The 15692-nt window shown below is 70.2% G+C and carries 13 protein-coding genes; 9 read left to right on the top strand and 4 right to left on the bottom strand.

What is annotated here, in order from left to right:
• Positions 1-20: 20 nt before the first annotated feature.
• Positions 21-407 carry a RidA family protein gene (locus tag ACWEV3_RS23140; protein ID WP_452615903.1) on the bottom strand — a complete coding sequence of 129 codons (387 nt, stop codon included), beginning with the start codon at positions 405-407 and terminating at the stop codon, positions 21-23.
• The gene (locus tag ACWEV3_RS23135; protein ID WP_452615902.1) at positions 407-1174 is read right to left on the bottom strand and encodes an IclR family transcriptional regulator; all 768 of its coding nucleotides are present in this window, start codon (positions 1172-1174) and stop codon (positions 407-409) included. Before ACWEV3_RS23135 ends, ACWEV3_RS23140 begins: the two co-directional genes overlap by 1 nt.
• Before the next feature lie 173 nt (positions 1175-1347).
• Here ACWEV3_RS23135 and ACWEV3_RS23130 point away from each other — a divergent pair, with 173 nt between their 5' ends.
• The 6 genes from ACWEV3_RS23130 to ACWEV3_RS23105 all read left to right on the top strand — a co-directional run bounded on the left by ACWEV3_RS23130 (position 1348) and on the right by ACWEV3_RS23105 (position 9238).
• On the top strand, positions 1348-2583 hold the full coding sequence (locus tag ACWEV3_RS23130; protein ID WP_452615931.1) for an amino acid deaminase: 1236 nt from the start codon (positions 1348-1350) through the stop codon (positions 2581-2583).
• 67 nt (positions 2584-2650) lie between these two features.
• On the top strand, positions 2651-4237 hold the full coding sequence (locus ACWEV3_RS23125) for an N-acyl-D-amino-acid deacylase family protein (protein ID WP_452615901.1): 1587 nt from the start codon (positions 2651-2653) through the stop codon (positions 4235-4237).
• A gap of 95 nt (positions 4238-4332) precedes the next feature.
• Positions 4333-5748, top strand: coding sequence for a GntP family permease (locus ACWEV3_RS23120; RefSeq protein WP_452615900.1), 1416 nt, complete (start codon positions 4333-4335; stop codon positions 5746-5748).
• 126 nt (positions 5749-5874) lie between these two features.
• On the top strand, positions 5875-7596 hold the full coding sequence (locus ACWEV3_RS23115; RefSeq protein WP_452615899.1) for an amidohydrolase family protein: 1722 nt from the start codon (positions 5875-5877) through the stop codon (positions 7594-7596).
• Positions 7597-7687: 91 nt separating this feature from the next.
• A complete protein-coding gene (locus tag ACWEV3_RS23110) occupies positions 7688-7987 on the top strand; it encodes a DUF6506 family protein (protein WP_452615898.1) in 300 nt (99 codons plus the stop codon).
• A 90-nt stretch (positions 7988-8077) separates the two neighbouring features.
• A complete protein-coding gene (locus tag ACWEV3_RS23105; protein ID WP_452615897.1) occupies positions 8078-9238 on the top strand; it encodes a lactonase family protein in 1161 nt (386 codons plus the stop codon).
• Between the two features lie 32 nt (positions 9239-9270).
• Here ACWEV3_RS23105 and ACWEV3_RS23100 read toward each other — a convergent pair whose 3' ends face one another.
• Complete coding sequence (locus ACWEV3_RS23100; protein WP_452615896.1) at positions 9271-9963, bottom strand: TetR/AcrR family transcriptional regulator; 693 nt, start codon at positions 9961-9963, stop codon at positions 9271-9273.
• 84 nt (positions 9964-10047) lie between these two features.
• On the opposite strand from ACWEV3_RS23100, the gene ACWEV3_RS23095 reads away from it, so the two are divergent.
• Both ACWEV3_RS23095 and ACWEV3_RS23090 read left to right on the top strand, forming a co-directional pair.
• A complete protein-coding gene (locus ACWEV3_RS23095; protein WP_452615895.1) occupies positions 10048-11262 on the top strand; it encodes a hypothetical protein in 1215 nt (404 codons plus the stop codon).
• A 342-nt stretch (positions 11263-11604) separates the two neighbouring features.
• Positions 11605-12138, top strand: coding sequence for a DUF1062 domain-containing protein (locus tag ACWEV3_RS23090; protein ID WP_452615894.1), 534 nt, complete (start codon positions 11605-11607; stop codon positions 12136-12138).
• A gap of 52 nt (positions 12139-12190) precedes the next feature.
• On the opposite strand, the gene ACWEV3_RS23085 is transcribed toward ACWEV3_RS23090, so the two are convergent.
• Positions 12191-14089, bottom strand: a complete 1899-nt coding sequence (locus ACWEV3_RS23085; RefSeq protein ID WP_452615893.1) for a glycoside hydrolase family 5 protein — start codon at positions 14087-14089, stop codon at positions 12191-12193.
• 262 nt (positions 14090-14351) lie between these two features.
• Between ACWEV3_RS23085 and ACWEV3_RS23080 the strand changes: the two genes are divergently transcribed.
• Positions 14352-15638: an extracellular solute-binding protein gene (locus ACWEV3_RS23080; protein WP_452615892.1), complete on the top strand. Its 1287-nt coding sequence runs from the start codon at positions 14352-14354 to the stop codon at positions 15636-15638.
• The last annotated feature ends 54 nt before the right edge of the window (positions 15639-15692 follow it).

Below are 15692 nucleotides of genomic sequence, written 5' to 3'. Positions count from 1 at the left end.
CGCCCTTCATCGCGAGGCGATCAGTCGAGGACGGCGAGGGCGTCGATCTCGACGAGGAGCCCGGCGGGGAGGCCGACGTAGACCGTCGTGCGGGCCGGGAACGGCTCGCCGACGACTCGGGCGTAGGTCTCGTTCATCTCCGCGAACTGCGAGACATCCGTCAGGTACACCCGCAGCATCAGCACGTCCTCCAGGGAGCCGCCCTCGGCCTCCAGGATCGCGATGACGTTGCGCAGGCACTGCTCGGTCTGCTCGGGGACGCCGCCCTCGACCACCTTGCCGGTCGCCGGGTTCACGGCGGTCTGGCCCGAGACCTGCAGGATGTTGCCCTTGCGGACGCCCTGCGACAGCGGGATGCTCGCCGGCGGCTTGGGGGCTTTGTCAGTGCTGACCACGGTCCTGGCCATCAGACTTCCTTTCCTTTCGGGTTCTTGCGCTGCCACCCCAGCTCGGCGGAAACCTCGCCGGCGGCGCGCAGCACGTCGTCGACGAGACCGAGCAGTCCGTCGAAGTCCATCAATACCTTGGGAACCGAGAGCGACACCGCGGCGACGGCCTCGCCGCGGTGGTTGCGGATCGGCGCCCCGACGCAGTGGATGAAGTCCTCGTGCTCGCTGCGGTCCACCGCGTAGCCCTGGGCTCGCACCCGGTCCAGCTCGGTCAGGAACCGGTCGGCCGAGTCGATCGTGTTGGCGGTCATCTTCGGGTACTTGAGCTGCTCGGCGAACCGGCGGCGCTGCTGCGTCGGCCAGTCGGCCAGCAGGGCCTTGCCCACGGCCGTGCAGTGCACCGGCGCGCGGCGGCCGATGCGGGAGTACATCCTGACCGGGTGACGGCTGTCCACCTTGTCGATGTAGACGACCTGGTCGTCTTCGAGGGTCGCCAGGTGCACCGTGTGCCCGCTGATCTCCCCCAGCTCGACCAGGTGCCGGCGGGCGACGGTGCGCACGTCGAGGTCTTCCAGCGCTTGGTGGGCCAGGTCGAACAGGGCGCTGCCGAGGCGGTAGTGGTGCACGTCCTCGCGGCGCACGAAGCGGCCCGATTCGAGGGTGCGCAGCAAGCGCATGGCGGTGGACTTGTGGACGCCCAGGCGCTGCGCGAGCTGGTCGAGCGTTTGCGGGCCGGCGGCGAGTGCGGTCAGCACGGTCAGACCGCGTTCCAGGCTCTGGCTCACCGACCACTCCGTCCGTTGACGTGCTGCGCCGCTGATGGTACATACCTACCCGGCATTTTATGCAACTGGCGTTGCAGTCTACGCAATAGGAGGCCTTCGTGTCGACACGGGGGATCAACACCGCAGCGGTGCGCGCGCTGCACGACGAGCGCATCGACTGGCGCTTCAAGGGCATGCCGTCCGATGCCTTCGGCAGCACCGTCGGCGAGTTCCTCGCGCAGCGCCCGAAGTTGCACGAGGCGGGCTTCGTCGGCCCGCTGCTGGTGCTCGATGATGCGGCCCTGCGGCACAACCTGCGGACCATGGCGGACTGGTGCGCCCAGCACGGCCTGCAGCTCGCGCCGCACGGCAAGACGACGATGGCCCCGCAGCTCTTCGAACTGCAGCTGGCGAACGGCTCGTGGGGCATCACCGCGGCGAACCTCAGCCAGCTGCGGGTCTACCGGGCGTTCGGCGTGGAGCGGATCATGCTCGCCAACCAGCTGCTGGACCCCAGCGGTCTGGCGTGGCTGGCCGACGAGCTGGACGCCCACCCCGAGTTCGAGTTCAGCTGCTTCGCGGACTCGGTGCGCGGCGTGCAGCTGATGGCCGAGGTGCTGGCCCGGCACGGCGCGTCGCGGCAGGTCGACGTGCTGGTCGAGCTGGGCAGCGACGGCGCCCGGACCGGCGCACGCACGATCGCCGAAGCACGCGAGATCGCCGACCTCGTGCTGGAGAGCCCGATGCTGCGGCTCGTCGGCGTCGGCGGCTACGAAGGCGCGCTCGGCCACGACATCAGCGAGCAGTCGCTGTCCGCTGTGGACGGATACATGCGCCGGTTGCGGGAGCTCGTCGCGGAACTGGCCGAGGCAGGCCACTTCTCGGGGCTGGACGAGGTGATCGTCACCTGCGGCGGCAGCGCCTACTTCGACCAGGTCGCCGAGGCGTTCACCGAGCCGTGGCCCGCCGGGCTGCCGGTGGTGCCGGTGCTGCGCAGCGGCGGATACCTGCTGCACGACGACGGCTTCTACCGGGTCCGCTCGCCGTTCGGCCGCGAGCACCGGCTGACGGGCGAGGAGCGGCCGTTCCACCCCGCGATGCGGGTGTGGGCGCAGGTCACCTCGCGGCCGGAGGAAGGCCTGGCGCTGCTGACCATGGGCCGCCGGGACGTGTCCTTCGACCAGGACCTGCCCGAACCGCAGGTGATCCGCGGCGCGGACGGCGAGATCCGGGAGCTGGCCGCCGGTTCGTGCGAGGTGACGTCGCTGGCCGACCAGCACGCGTTCCTGACCGTGCGCGGCGCCGATCTGCAGATCGGCGACTGGATCGGCTTCGGGTTGTCGCACCCCTGCACGGTGTTCGACAAGTGGACCCTGATCCCGGTCGTCGACGGCGACACCGTGATCGACCTGGTGCGCACGTTCTTCTAGGACGACCGCGCGATCGCACGCACCTCCGGGTGCGACGAGGACCGAACCACCTCTGAAGGGTTCCACTATGGACATCGTGGTCCACGGGGCTCGGGTCGTCGATGGAGACGGCGGCCCGGGCTACCTCGCCGACGTCGGGATCGAGCGCGGGCGGATCGCCGAGATCGCCGGGCCGGGGCGGTTGAGCGGCAAGCGCTCGATCGACGCCGGCGGCCTGGTGCTCGCGCCCGGCTTCATCGACATGCACGCGCACTCGGACCTGCAGATCCTGGCCGCGCCCGACCACACCGCGAAGGTGTCGCAGGGCGTGACGCTGGAGGTCATCGGGCAGGACGGGTTGTCCTACGCACCCGTGGACGACGCCACGCTGGCCACGGTGCGCGCCCAGATCGCGGGCTGGAACGACGACCCGCCGGGATTCGACTGGAACTGGCGCAGCGTCGCCGAATACCTCGACCGGCTCGACACCGGCATCGCCGCCAACGCCGCGTACCTGGTGCCGCAGGGCACGCTGCGGCTGCTGTGCGTCGGCTACGACGACCGCGCGGCCACCGACGCCGAACTCGACCGGATGCGCGAGGTCCTGGCACGATCGCTGGACGAGGGCGCCTTCGGCATGTCCTCGGGGCTGACCTACACGCCCGGGATGTACGCCGACACCGGCGAGCTCGCCGCGCTCTGCGAGGTGGTCGCGGCCCGCGGCGGGTTCTACAGCCCGCACCACCGCAGCTACGGCGCCGGCGCGCTGGCCGCCTACGCCGAGATGATCGAGATCAGCAGGACCACCGGCTGCCCGCTGCACCTCGCGCACGCCACCATGAACTTCAGCGTCAACAAGGGCCGGGCCGCCGACCTGCTGTCCATGTTGGACGAAGCGCTCGCCGGGGGCTGCGACATCAGCCTCGACACCTACCCCTACCTGCCGGGCAGCACCTCGCTGCACGCGCTGCTGCCCAGCTGGGCGATGGAGGGCGGCGTGGCGGCGACCCTGGAGCGGCTGCGGGATCCGGCGCAGCGGGCCAGGATTCGCGTCGTCCTGGAGGAGGAGGGCTCCGACGGCTGCCACGGCGTGCCGGTCGAGTGGGACACCATCGAGATCAACGGCGTCCGGCGGGCCGACAACGCGCACCTGGTGGGGCGCACCGTCGCCGAATCCGCTCGCGCGGCCGGGCAGCAGCCGACCGAGTTCTACTTCGACGTGCTGGTGTCGGAGGAACTCGGCAGTTCGTGCCTGATGCACGTCGGCCACGAGGAGAACGTGCAGGCCATCATGCGCCACCGGGTGCACACCGGCGGCAGCGACGGGCTGCTGGTCGGGGCCCGCCCGCATCCGCGCGCGTGGGGCACCTTCCCCCGCTACCTGGGGCATTACGTGCGCGAGCTGGGGGTGCTGGGGCTGGAGGAATGCGTCCAGCACCTGACCGCACGCGCGGCCGACCGGCTAGGTCTGACCGACCGGGGCCGGGTCCGCGAGGGATTCGCGGCGGACCTGGTGCTGTTCGACCCGGAAACCGTCGCCGACAAGGCGACTTTCGACGAGCCCCGCCAGCAGGCGGCCGGCATCCCCTACGTCCTGGTCAACGGCGTGCCGGTGATCGACGACGGCCACCGCACCGACGCCCTACCAGGCCGCGCACTGCGCAAGCCCGCCTGAAAATGAATCTCCGGACTCGTTTTCCGTAGCGGTGCGGGTGGCGGCCGATGCTTCGCCCCCTCCCCTCCCCCTCCCCCTCCCTAGGAGCCCCCGCAGTGGACACCTTCCTCCACTGGCTGCAGCACGAGACCTCCGGACTGCTCACGTTGTGCGCGGTCGGCATCGCGGTGCTGCTGCTGATGATCATCAAGTTCCGCATCGAACCGTTCATCGCCCTGATCGTCTCCGGGCTGCTGATCGCGCTGGCCGCCGGCCTGTCGGTCCAGGAGATCGTCGGCACCGCGCAGAAGAGCAGCGAATCGCTGCTGGAAGGCGGTTTCGCCGGAATCCTCGGGCACATCACCGCGATCGTCGGCCTCGGTACGATCCTCGGCTCGATGCTGGAGGCCTCCGGCGGCGCGCAACTGCTGACCCGCAGGCTGCTCGCCGCCTTCGGCGAGCGCCGCGCGCCGCTGGCGATGGGCCTGTCCGGCCTGGTGTTCGGCATCCCGGTGTTCTTCGACATCGGCATCTTCGTGCTGGCGCCGCTGGTGTACGTGGTGGCCCGGCAGGGCAAGCGGTCCATCCTGCTGTACTGCCTGCCGCTGGTGGCCGGGCTGTCCATGACGCACGCGTTCCTGCCGCCGCACCCCGGCCCGGTGGTGGCCGCCGGGCTGCTCGGGGTGGACCTGGGCTGGGTGATCCTGATGGGCTTCGCCTGCGGCATCCCGGCCTTCATCGCCAGCGGTCTGCTCTACCCGGTCTGGATCGGCAACCGCATCCACCTGCCGGTGCCGGAGGACATGCTGGCCGCGGCCGACGCGGTCGCCGAGAAGAACGCCGCCGAGGGCCGCCGCGATCCGAGCCTGGGCACCGTCGGGTTCATCATCGGCCTGCCGATGGTGCTGATCCTCGGCGCCACCTTCGGCAGCGTCATGCTGCCGAAGGGCAGCACGGCGCTGAACGTGCTGACCTTCTTCGGCAACCCCACCGTGGCCCTGACCATCGCGGTGCTGCTGTCGTTCTGGCTGCTGGGCACGCGGCGCGGGATGACCGGCAAGGAGATCTCCGAGCTGACCGGCGCCGCGCTGCGCCCGCTGGGGATGATCCTGCTGGTGATCGGCGCGGGCGGGTTCTTCGGCAAGGTGCTGGCCGAAACCGGCGTCGGCGAGGCGCTGGCCGGGTCGCTGCAGTCCACCGGGCTGCCGGTGCTGGTGTCGGCGTACGTGATCAGCAGCGGCCTGCGCATCGCGCAGGGTTCGGCGACGGTGGCGATCGTGACCACCGGCGGCATCATCGCCCCGCTGCTGCACGCCGGCGACTACTCGCAGGCGCAGCTGGCGCTGATCGCGGTGGCCATCGCCGCCGGTTCGATCATCGCCTCGCACGTCAACGACGGCGGCTTCTGGATCATCAGCCGCTACTTCGGCATCCCGGTCAAGGACATGCTGAAGAGCTGGACGGTGCTGGAGACCATCCTGTCGGTAGTGGGCTTCGCGATGGCAGCCCTGCTCAGCGCCCTGGTTCCGTAGCCACCGCTGGGCCGAACGGCCGGAAGGACGCCGATTTCCTTGCTGCGGCGTCGGAAATGCCCGTAATCTTCAACGGATTGTCAACTGAGGAACGGGTTCACCGACGCCGACGCGAGGAGTGTCCGCATGGGCCTGAGCAGACGGTCGTTGCTTCGATCCGCTGGTGCCGCGGCGGGTTTGGTGGGGTTGACGCCGGCGCTGGCGGACGCCGCCGCGCTGATCCCGGCGGATGCGCCGACCCCGCCGCGCGGCCCGGGCGAAGGGCTCGGTCCGTTCCGCAAGCTCGTGGTCCGCGGCGTCAACGTGATCGTCGGGACCGGCGGCGAGGTGCGCGGCCCGGTGGACGTCGTCATCGCGGGCAACCGGATCCAGCAGATCATCCCCGCGGGCGCGCCGTCGCAGCCGCTCGCGCCGAACCGGGCGCCGCACGACGCCGAGCACGAGATCGACGCGACGGGCATGTGGCTGCTGCCCGGGTTCGTGGACGAGCACGCCCACAGCGGCACGGGCGGTTCGCCGCGGACCTACGCGTACAAGCTGTGGCTGGGCCACGGCGTCACCACGGTGCGCGGCGTTTCGCTGACCAAGAACGCCGATGCCGTCGCGGACCAGGAACGCAGCGAGCGCAACGAGATCGTGGCGCCGCGCATCGTCAACTACCAGACCCCGGGCAGCGGCTGGGAGGACGGCCCGGTCGATTCGCCGGAGAAGGCGCGCCGCTGGGTGGACTGGGCCGCGCGGCACGGCGTGGACGGCATCAAGTTCTTCGGCGAGGGCCCGTACGGGCGGCCGGAGATCGAGGCCGCGATCGCCCGGGCGAAGCGGCACGGGCTGGGCACCACCATGCACCACTCGCCGCCGATCTACCCGCAGCTCAACGCGCTGGAGACCGGCCGGCTCGGCCTGGGCACGGTGACCCACTTCTACGGCCACTTCGAGGCGCTGCTCAAGGAGGGCCGCGAACACCCGAAGCCGCCGGACTACGACTACGAGAACGAGGCGTCGCGCTGGCGCGCGGTGGCCGAGGTCATCGACTACACCTTCCCGCCGGGTTCGCCGCAGTGGCGGTCGTACCTGGCGCGGCAGCTGGACAACGGCGTGACGTTCGGGCCGACGTTCGGCGTCTACCTGGCCGGGCGGGACCTGCTGCGGGCGCGCGGCCTGGAGTGGCATCCGCGGTTCGCGCTGCCGTCGCTGTGGAACTTCTGGGAGCCGAGCCCGGAGGCGCACGGCTCGTTCTACTACGACTGGCGAACCGAGGACGAGGTGCGCTGGAAGCGCTTCTACCTGCAGTACATGCAGCTCGTCCACGACTACAAGGCGATCGGCGGCCGCATCGCGGGCGGCACCGACCCGGGCTTCATCTACAACCTGTACGGCTTCGCCAACATCGCCGAGCTGGAGATGCTGCGGGAGGCGGGGCTGTCGCCGATCGAGGCCATCGAGGCGATGACGTACGGCACCGCGCAGACGCTGGCCGAGCCGACCGGTGCCGCGCCGGAGTTCGGGCTCGTCCGGGAGGGCCTGCTGGCGGACCTGGCGATCACCGGCGAGAACCCGCTGCAGGACCTGAAAACGCTGTACGGCACCGGAACTCCCCGGCTCGACCCCGAAACCGGCGACATCAGGCGCATCGGCGGCGTGCAGTGGACGATCCGCAACGGCATCGTCTACGACGCGAAGCGCCTGCTCGCCGACGTCGCCGAGATGGTGCAGGCGCAGAAGGCGGCCGGCGCGTGCCGGGACGTCGATCCGGACTGGAGCACCGCGGGCCCCTGCGGCGGCAACCCGGGCGCCGACGTCGCTCCCGCCGCGAAACCCGCGAAGCGCGCGGCGGCGCTCCCCTGACCACTAGCGCGGTGCAGTGCGGATCACCTCCGATCTCTCCCGGTTTCTGCTTTGCTGGTCGTGTTGGCGATAACGACCACGGGAGGTTCGCATGGCGCTCACGCACTGGGGATTCATCTACACGGCAGCGGGCAGCACTTCGGGCGGCGATTTCAACGTCGTCGACACCGGCGAGTGCCGCACCGTTCTCGTCGGGGTGGGCAAGCCCGAAGAGGGCATCGAGGTCGCGCGTCGTCTGGTGGAGGAGGGTGCGCAGCTGATCGAACTGTGCGGCGGGTTCGGGCCGGTTTGGGCCGGGCGGATCATCGAGGCGATCGACGGCGCGGTCCCGGTCGGCACCGTCGGCTACGGCCCCGAGGCCGTCGACCAGGTGCACGCGATCTTCTCCTGACCCGGGCGACCTTAGGCCGTTTTGGTCTAGTCCAATCGGGCGCGATGCGGCAGACTGACCCGCGATCATCCACCGAACAGGGAGAACATCGTGCGGGACAACGCAATGCCGCGTCGCCGGTTCCTCACCGCGGTCGGCGCAGTCGGCTTCGCCGGCGCGGCCGGGATCGCCACGACCAGCACCGCCTGCGCGGCACCCCCGGTCGCCGCGCCGCACCCCGCCGCGCCGGCGACGCACCACCAGGCGGGCCTGATGACGCTCATCGGCAGCTACACCTCGGCGAACCCGCCGGGCCGCGGCCTGGAGGTCGCGATCCGCGACGAGGCCGGCGTGCTCGAACCGTCCGGAGTGGTCGACGGGGTGCCCGACGCGTCGTTCTTCGCCTGGTCGCCGGACCACAAGTTCCTGTACGTCACCAACGAGATCCCGCAGGGCACGATCACCGCGGTGGACCTCTCCGCGCACCACCCGGTGGTGCTCAACAGCCGGCCCAGCGGCGGCGCGGGCCCGACGCACATCGCGATGCACCCCAGCGGCGAATTCCTGTTCACCGCCAACTACACCGACGGCACGGTCGCCGTGCACCGCCGCAACGCCGACGGCAGCATCGGCGAGTCCACCGACCTGGTCAAGCACCCCGGCTCCCAGCCGCACGCCCACCAGGTGCTCGTCGACCCCACCAAGAGGTGGGTCGTCGCCGTCGACCTCGGCGCGGACGCGGTGTTCGTCTACGCCTTCGACACCGCCACCGGCAAGCTCACCCAGCACCAGCACCTGGAGCTCCCGACGGGCACCGGACCCAGGCACCTGGCGTTCAACTACACCCGCGCCTACCTGCTGGCCGAGCTGAAGTCCGAGATCACGGTGCTGGACTGGGATCCGGAGGCCGGCCGGTTCACCCCGGGCCAGGTCGTCGGCACCCGCGAGCCCGACGCGTCCGGCGAGAACTTCCCGGCGGAGATCGCGATCTCCCGCGACGCGAAGTTCGCCTACGCCTCCAACCGCGGCGACGACAACATCGCCACGTTCGCCATCGACGAAGCGGGCCTCACCTTCCGGGGCACGACGCCGACGGGCGGCAGCTGGCCCCGGCACTTCGCCCTGGACCCGGAGCAGACCTCCTTGTTCGTGGCGAACCAGCGAGCGGGCACGATCACCCGCCTGGCCCGCGACCCCGGCACCGGGGTTCTCACCCCCACCCAGGACAGCTACGCCTGCCCTTCGGTCGCGGCCATCACGTTCCACGGCTGACCGGTTCCTGCCGCGGTGGCCCGGCTGGGCGGCTAGGTGCCGAGCCGGGCCTCGATCCCGTCGAGGATCGTGTCGAGCCCGAGCTCGAACGAGCCGTCGAGGTCGTCGTTCGTGAGCTGGGCATGCCGCGTCAGCGCGGGATAGCGGTCGGACTGCCGGTCGATGTGCTGCTGGGCTCGGCCCCGCAGTTCGGCGACGCCACCCGGATCGTGGTGCGAGCTTCGCCAGACGTTCTCCGCGGCGGCGTAGCCCTGGACGTAGTAGGTCAGGCTCCCGACCGCCGCGACGAGCTGCGGCCCTTCCAGCCCCGCCTTCTCCAGCAGCGAATAGACGCGCTCGGAACGCGCGAGGGAATTGGGGCCGAGCAGCGGACGGGTGGCCATCAGGGCGGGCAGCCACGGGTGGCGGTTCATGACCTGCCGGCTCTGGCCCAGCCTGCGTACGAGTTCCTCGCGCCACCGCACGTCTTCCGCGTCGTCGAGCTCGATCTCGGCGATGACCTCGTCAACGGCGAGATCGAGCACGTCCTCCTTGCTGCCGACGTACTCGTACAGCGACATGGGGCTGACTTCAAGCCGCGCGGCGAGACGCCGCATGGACAGGCCCGCCACTCCTTCCACGTCCAGCACCTGCACCGCGGCCCGGGTGATCCGTTCCCTGGACAACCGGGCTCGGCGCGGGCCTTCCTCGGTGAACCAGATCGCCGACTGGCGTTGCTCGGGCATCCGCCACTCCTCCCTTACACCGTACGGAAAACCGTACAGCTAGCTTCGATGGCGTTGATCAGACCCCGAGGCCCGGAGGAATCGATGGCCGCGACAGAGCAGGAATGGTTTCGCGAGTACGCGCTGCTGGCGCTGCGGGTGAACCGCCAGGTGACGGAAAACGCCGGCGGCACGGTGCTCATCTACCGGGGGCCGCAGGAGTGGAGCGAGCGGGTGGACGGCGAGGAGCCGGTCCCGGCCGGGCGACTGGCCGATGACGCCGAAGCGCTGCTCGCCGAGTCGCCGTTCGCGCCGGATCACGCCCGCTACCTCGGCGCGCAACTGACGGCGCTGCGCGCGGTAACCCGGCGGCTGGCCGGGGAAGAGCTGCCGTTGCCGGAGTACGCCCGCGAATGCCTGGGCGTGTCTGCGGAGTGGCTTCCGGAGGAAACGTTCCAGCAGGCGCACGACCTTCTGAACGCCGCACTACCCCGCAGCACCGGCTCTCTGGCGGAACGGCTGCACGCCTGGCAAGCCGCCCACACCTTGCCCCGCGAGCAACTCGACAGGCTGCCCGGCCTCGTCGACAGGGCTGTCGCCGAGACTCGTCGGCGCACCAACGAAATCGTGTCGCTCCCTGCGGACGAGGTCGTGAGGTGCAAGCTCGTGCCGGGCGCGCACTTCCGGGCCGCCGGAGATCACGAAGGCGGCCTGCGATCGACCATCCACATCAACACCGACCTGCCGTTCAACCTCGCCGATCTCCTGTACGTCGTCGCGCACGAAGGACACCCCGGGCACATCGCCGAGTCGATGCTCAAGGAGCGCCTGCTCATCGACGAGCAGGGCCACCTCGACCAGCAGGTCCGGTTCATGCTCGCGCCGTCGTTCGTGATCAGCGAAGGGCTCGGCCTGCACGCGGAGAGCATCGTGTTCCCCGGCGACGAGGCCCAGGCGTGGCTGACGGACAACGTCCTCGCCGAACAGGGAATCGCCGGGGACGGCAGCGATTTCGCCGCGATCCACCGGGCCCAGAACATCCTGTTCGGAGCCTGGGCCAACGCCGCTTTCCTCGCCGCCGAAGGACGTCCGGAGTCGGAACTCGCCGCATACCTCTCGCGCTGGGCGCTGCTCTCCGACGCCGAAGCCGGTGCGGCGCTGGGCTCACTGCGCGCCAGCGGGATGGCCCTGTACGTGCTGGGCTACTTCCACGGCTGGCGACTGCTCGACACCTGGCTCGAAGCAGCCGACCGAACCACCAGGGTCCGCCGCCTGCTCACCGAGCAGATCCTCCCGGCCGACCTGGAACCCGCGGTCTGACACAGGATCACCCCTGCCCGGAACTCCAGGTGCGACACAGCCGGGCGCCGGGTTCCGCCGCCGGGTGAGAGCGGATTCCACGTCGTGTCGCGTCCATCGGCATGCTGCGGGTGCCAGGCGCCGTGGCGAGGCAGCACAACCGCCTCGCCCGAAAACCAGTGGAGTCGCACTTCCCCGTGCTGTTACCGTGCTCCCGCCCTGTCGCCTTGTCGAGGACGTGCCGTTGTACACCCAGTGAGACCTCCCGAGCGCTGATTCGTCGCGCGTCGCCCATGTGCGCCGCGCTCCTTTTCGCTGCGGACTTCTCACTGGAACTGGTGTACTTCTATGTCCAAAACCTGGGTGGTCGTGCCCACCTGCCTGCCTATCATTGTCCGCCGTTGCCACGCGTGCGCCTCCGAGCGCTTCCAGGCAAGCGGCAAATTCCGCGTCAACGCGAACCACAAGCTCCTCGACGTCTGGCTCCTCGCGCTGTGCACAGTTTGCGGGGAGACCACCAAGCTCACCGTCCTGGAGCGGATGAACGTGCGCTCCGTGCGACCCGAGCTGCTCGACCGGCTGCACCACAACGACTCCGACCTGACGGCCGAGCTGCTCCAGGACCCGGTCGTGCGGCGCCGTAATCGCATCGCCCTCGACTGGGACAACGCCTGGCGCCTCGACACCGGCGGATCGGATCAGCTGGAGGACGAGGCGATCGAGGTCTCGGTCCGCTTTGCGGCGCGGATCCCCGTCCGCCCGGTGCGGCTGATCGCCGAAGGCTTCGGCTTTTCGCGAGCCGAGGTCGAGAGGCTGCTCACCGAGGGAAATCTCGTATCGGCAGTCCGCCTGAGCGGCAAGCTCTCCGGGGACTTCACCTTCACGCTCAAGCACTGAGTCCTCCCGGGGACGGGGCCTGTCCGGCGTGATCCGCCGGGCAGGCCCACGATCACTCCCGCGCAGAACTCCAAGTGCGGCACAGCAGCGCGTCGGGTTCCTTCGCCAGGGAGCCGGCTCGGGCGCTGAAGGCGACTCCCGCGATGTACTCGCCGTCCGCGCACTGTCCCTTGTAGTGGCCCGTGGCGAAGTCGCCGCCGCGGGCCTCCGGCGGGCGGGCGTCCGACCTGTCGAACCAGACCGCTCTCCCGGTCGTTCCGAGCTGGTTCGCGACTTTGCCGCACACCGTTGACGACAGGTCTGCGCCCCTGGTCGCGTAGCCGACGACGAAGGAATCCGGCGGGCACTGGAACTTCGTGAAGCCCGGCGCCCAGTCGTCGGTCACGTGCCGCTCGTCGCGGACCACCTCGTAGCCCGCATCCCAGCCGCCGCCTCCGGTGTCGGTGCACAGGCCCCGGGAACCCGTGTGGCTCAGGCCGACCAGGCGCTGACCGTCCGGGCAGGCCGCCTTTCCCGCGCCCGGGTCCCAATCCGGTTCGGCCCGCAGGCGGGCCGACTGCACGAGGTCGCCGTGGTCCACGTCCAGCATCCGCCAGGTGTCGACCGGTCCCGCCGGGCTCGCCTCGGCGTTCACCAGCCGGTGCCAGGCTTCCGCGCGCCAGTCGTCGCCGTCGTCGACGAACATCCGGTTGCCCGCGGCGTCCCAGTGCACCAGGCCCCAGCCGTTGCCCTGCCGGTTCTCGTGCCAGCCGACCAGCGGCCAGTAGGCGAAGTCCGTGTCGTTGGCGACGAGGAAGTCCACGAAGTTGCCGAACCAGGCCCGCGCCTTCGGGTCCTGCTCGTCGCGGCCGCCGACGCCGAACTCGCTGATCCACAGCGGCGCCGTGAAGTGCTGCCCCTCCTCGGTGACGAAGAACGCCTGCCGGCGCAGCACTTCGTAGAGCTCATCGCGGCTGAGGTCCTGGTACCGCGGGTCGTGCGTCTCCCCCAGCCCGGTGGCTCCGCTGTGGTTCGGGCCCGTGTAGCCGTAGAAGTGCGCCGAGTACACCAGCTTTCCCGACGCCACCAGGGTGTGCGAGAGGGTGCGCGCCGGTTCCAGCGTCGGCCTCCCGTGCGGCAGGCCGTCGGCCGGGATGCCGAACCAGTTGATGCCCTCGATGATGATCAGCAGGTTCGGGTTGGCCTCGGTCAGGATCCGGTCGCCCGCGCGCTGCGCCGCCGCGTGCCAGTCGTGGCCGTCGCCCAGCCCCCAGTTCGGGTCGTCCATCAGGTCGCGGCGCACCTCGTTGTAGAGGTCGGCGCCGACCACGCGCGGGTTGTCCCGGTAGCGGGCGGCCATGAAGACCCAGTCGTCCTGCCACGCCTGGTCGCTCTGGCTGCTGTTCCAGCGCTCGTTGCCGTCCAGGCCGCAGCACCAGCGGGTCGTGTTGGTGTGGTTGTTCAGGATCACCGCGAAACCGCTGTCGGTGAGCGCCGAAACGGCCGCGTCGTACACCTGCAGCCGGGTCTTGCCGCGCAGCTCGGGGTTCGCGGCCACGGCCGCGTCCGGCACGGTCGCGGAGTCGCGGATCATGTCGTTGGAGAACGGCAGCCGGATGCTGTTGATCCCGAGTTCCCGGAAGCTGTCGACGATTTCGCGCATCGGGGCCCGGTCCAGGCCGAGCGGGATGCCGCTGCTGTTCTCCCCCGAGTGGTGGTTGGCCGGGTCGTTGATATCGCCGCTGCCGTTCCAGGTTCCGCTGGCGCCGTGCCAGTTCCCGGCCTTCAGCTTGAAGCGGTTCCCGCCCGCGTCGACGATGTAGCGCCCTTCGGTGCGCAGCGGTCCGGCCCACGATTCGCCGGTCTCCTCGATTTTCCCGGTTTTCGCCTCGGCGACCGGTTGGACGGGAGCCAGCAGCGGCACCGCGAGGACGGCGGCGAGCACCCCGGCGATCATGCGTGCGTCTCCCAAGTCGGCTTCCCAATCAGGTCGAACGATTCGCGGATTCGGCGGCGGGGACTCCATCCTCGCAGGGTCGACGGGCGGAAATGATCTGTGAAATCAACGCTTTTCCCGTTCTTCGCCGGGAAAATCCGGCTCGCGGACCGGGCGCGACGGCGCGAGCCCGGACGAGCCATGATTGGTTCAGACCTTGCCTTCGGGGAAACCGGTCCTTACGATCCGATTGCTCAATGCAAAACGGGAATTGCACATGATGCAACGGAGAATCCCCATGCGCGCCTGGAAAGTCATCACCGTCGCCGCCGTCGGCGCGCTGCTCGCGGCCTGCGGCCCGCCGCAGGTCCAGCAGTCCGCGCCCACCGAGGACGAACGCACCGGAACCCTGCGGGTCTGGCTGTTCGACGAGACCAACCGCGGCCCGAAGCAGGCCACTGTGGACGAAGCGGTCGCCCGCTTCGAAGCCGAACACCAGGGCGTGCAGGTGGACGTCCAGTACATCCCCGTGGACACCCGGTCGCAGCGCTTCACCGGCGCCTTCAACGACCCGGCCAGCGCGCCGGACGTCGCCGAGTACGGCAACACCGACGTGGCCGGGTACGTCGCCGCCGGCGGCCTGGCCGATCTCACCGGGAACCTCGGGCAGTGGCCGGAATCCCGCGACCTGAACCCGTCCGTGCTGGAGACCGCGAAGGTCGACGGCAAGGTCTACGGCGTGCCCTGGTACACCGGCATCCGCGCGCTGTACTACCGCACCGACGTCTTCGCCGAACTGGGCCTGCAGCCGCCGCGCACGCTGGCGGAACTGGCCGACACCGCGCAGCGGATCCGCACCGCCCGCCCCGACATGTACGGAATCTCCGTCGGCGGCAAGTACCACTACGCGCTGATGCCGTTCATCTGGGCCAACGGCGGCGACCTGGCCCGCCAGGACGGCGAGAAGTGGGTGTCCACTGTGGATCAGCCCGCAGCCCGCCAGGGCGTCGACGCCTACGCTTCGCTGATCACCGGCGGGGCATGCCCGCGCGAGCAGTGCGCGGACCTGACCGGCAGCCAGGCCGTGCAGGCGTTCGCCTCCGGCAAGGCGGCGATGACGATCGGCGGCGACTTCAACCGCGCCGCGGTCGACGCCGGCGCCGCCGGCGGGAAGTACGCCGTCGTGCCGCTGCCCGGCAACACCGCCGGTTCGGTCGCCCCGGCCTTCGCCGGCGGCAACATGCTCGGCGTCATGAAGTCGTCCAAGCGCGCGACGCTGGCGCGCGAGTTCGTGCAGCTGCTCGCGGGCAAGGAGTACCAGCGCAAGATGTACGCGGCGATGGGCAACCTGCCGACCTTCACCGACGTGCAGCAGGAACTCGCGGCCGGTGACCCGAAGGTCGCACCGTTCGTGCGGACGCTGCAGGCGGGCACCCGGTTCGTGCCCACCTCGGCGACCTGGTCGAAGGTCGACGCGCAGGGCGTGCTGCCGACGATGGTGCAGCAGATCATCACCGGCACCAGCGTCGACGAGGCGACCGGCAACGCGGCCAAGCAGATGAACACCGTCTTCGAAGGTCGCTGAGATGCCGGTTTCGACACGACGGACCAGCGGATCCGCAATTTCCATTGAAATTGA

The sequence above is a fragment of the Saccharopolyspora sp. NPDC003752 genome, from assembly GCF_053605825.1.
The sequence above is the reverse complement of the archived record's forward strand: the minus strand, read 5'-3'. Positions and strand labels throughout refer to the sequence as shown.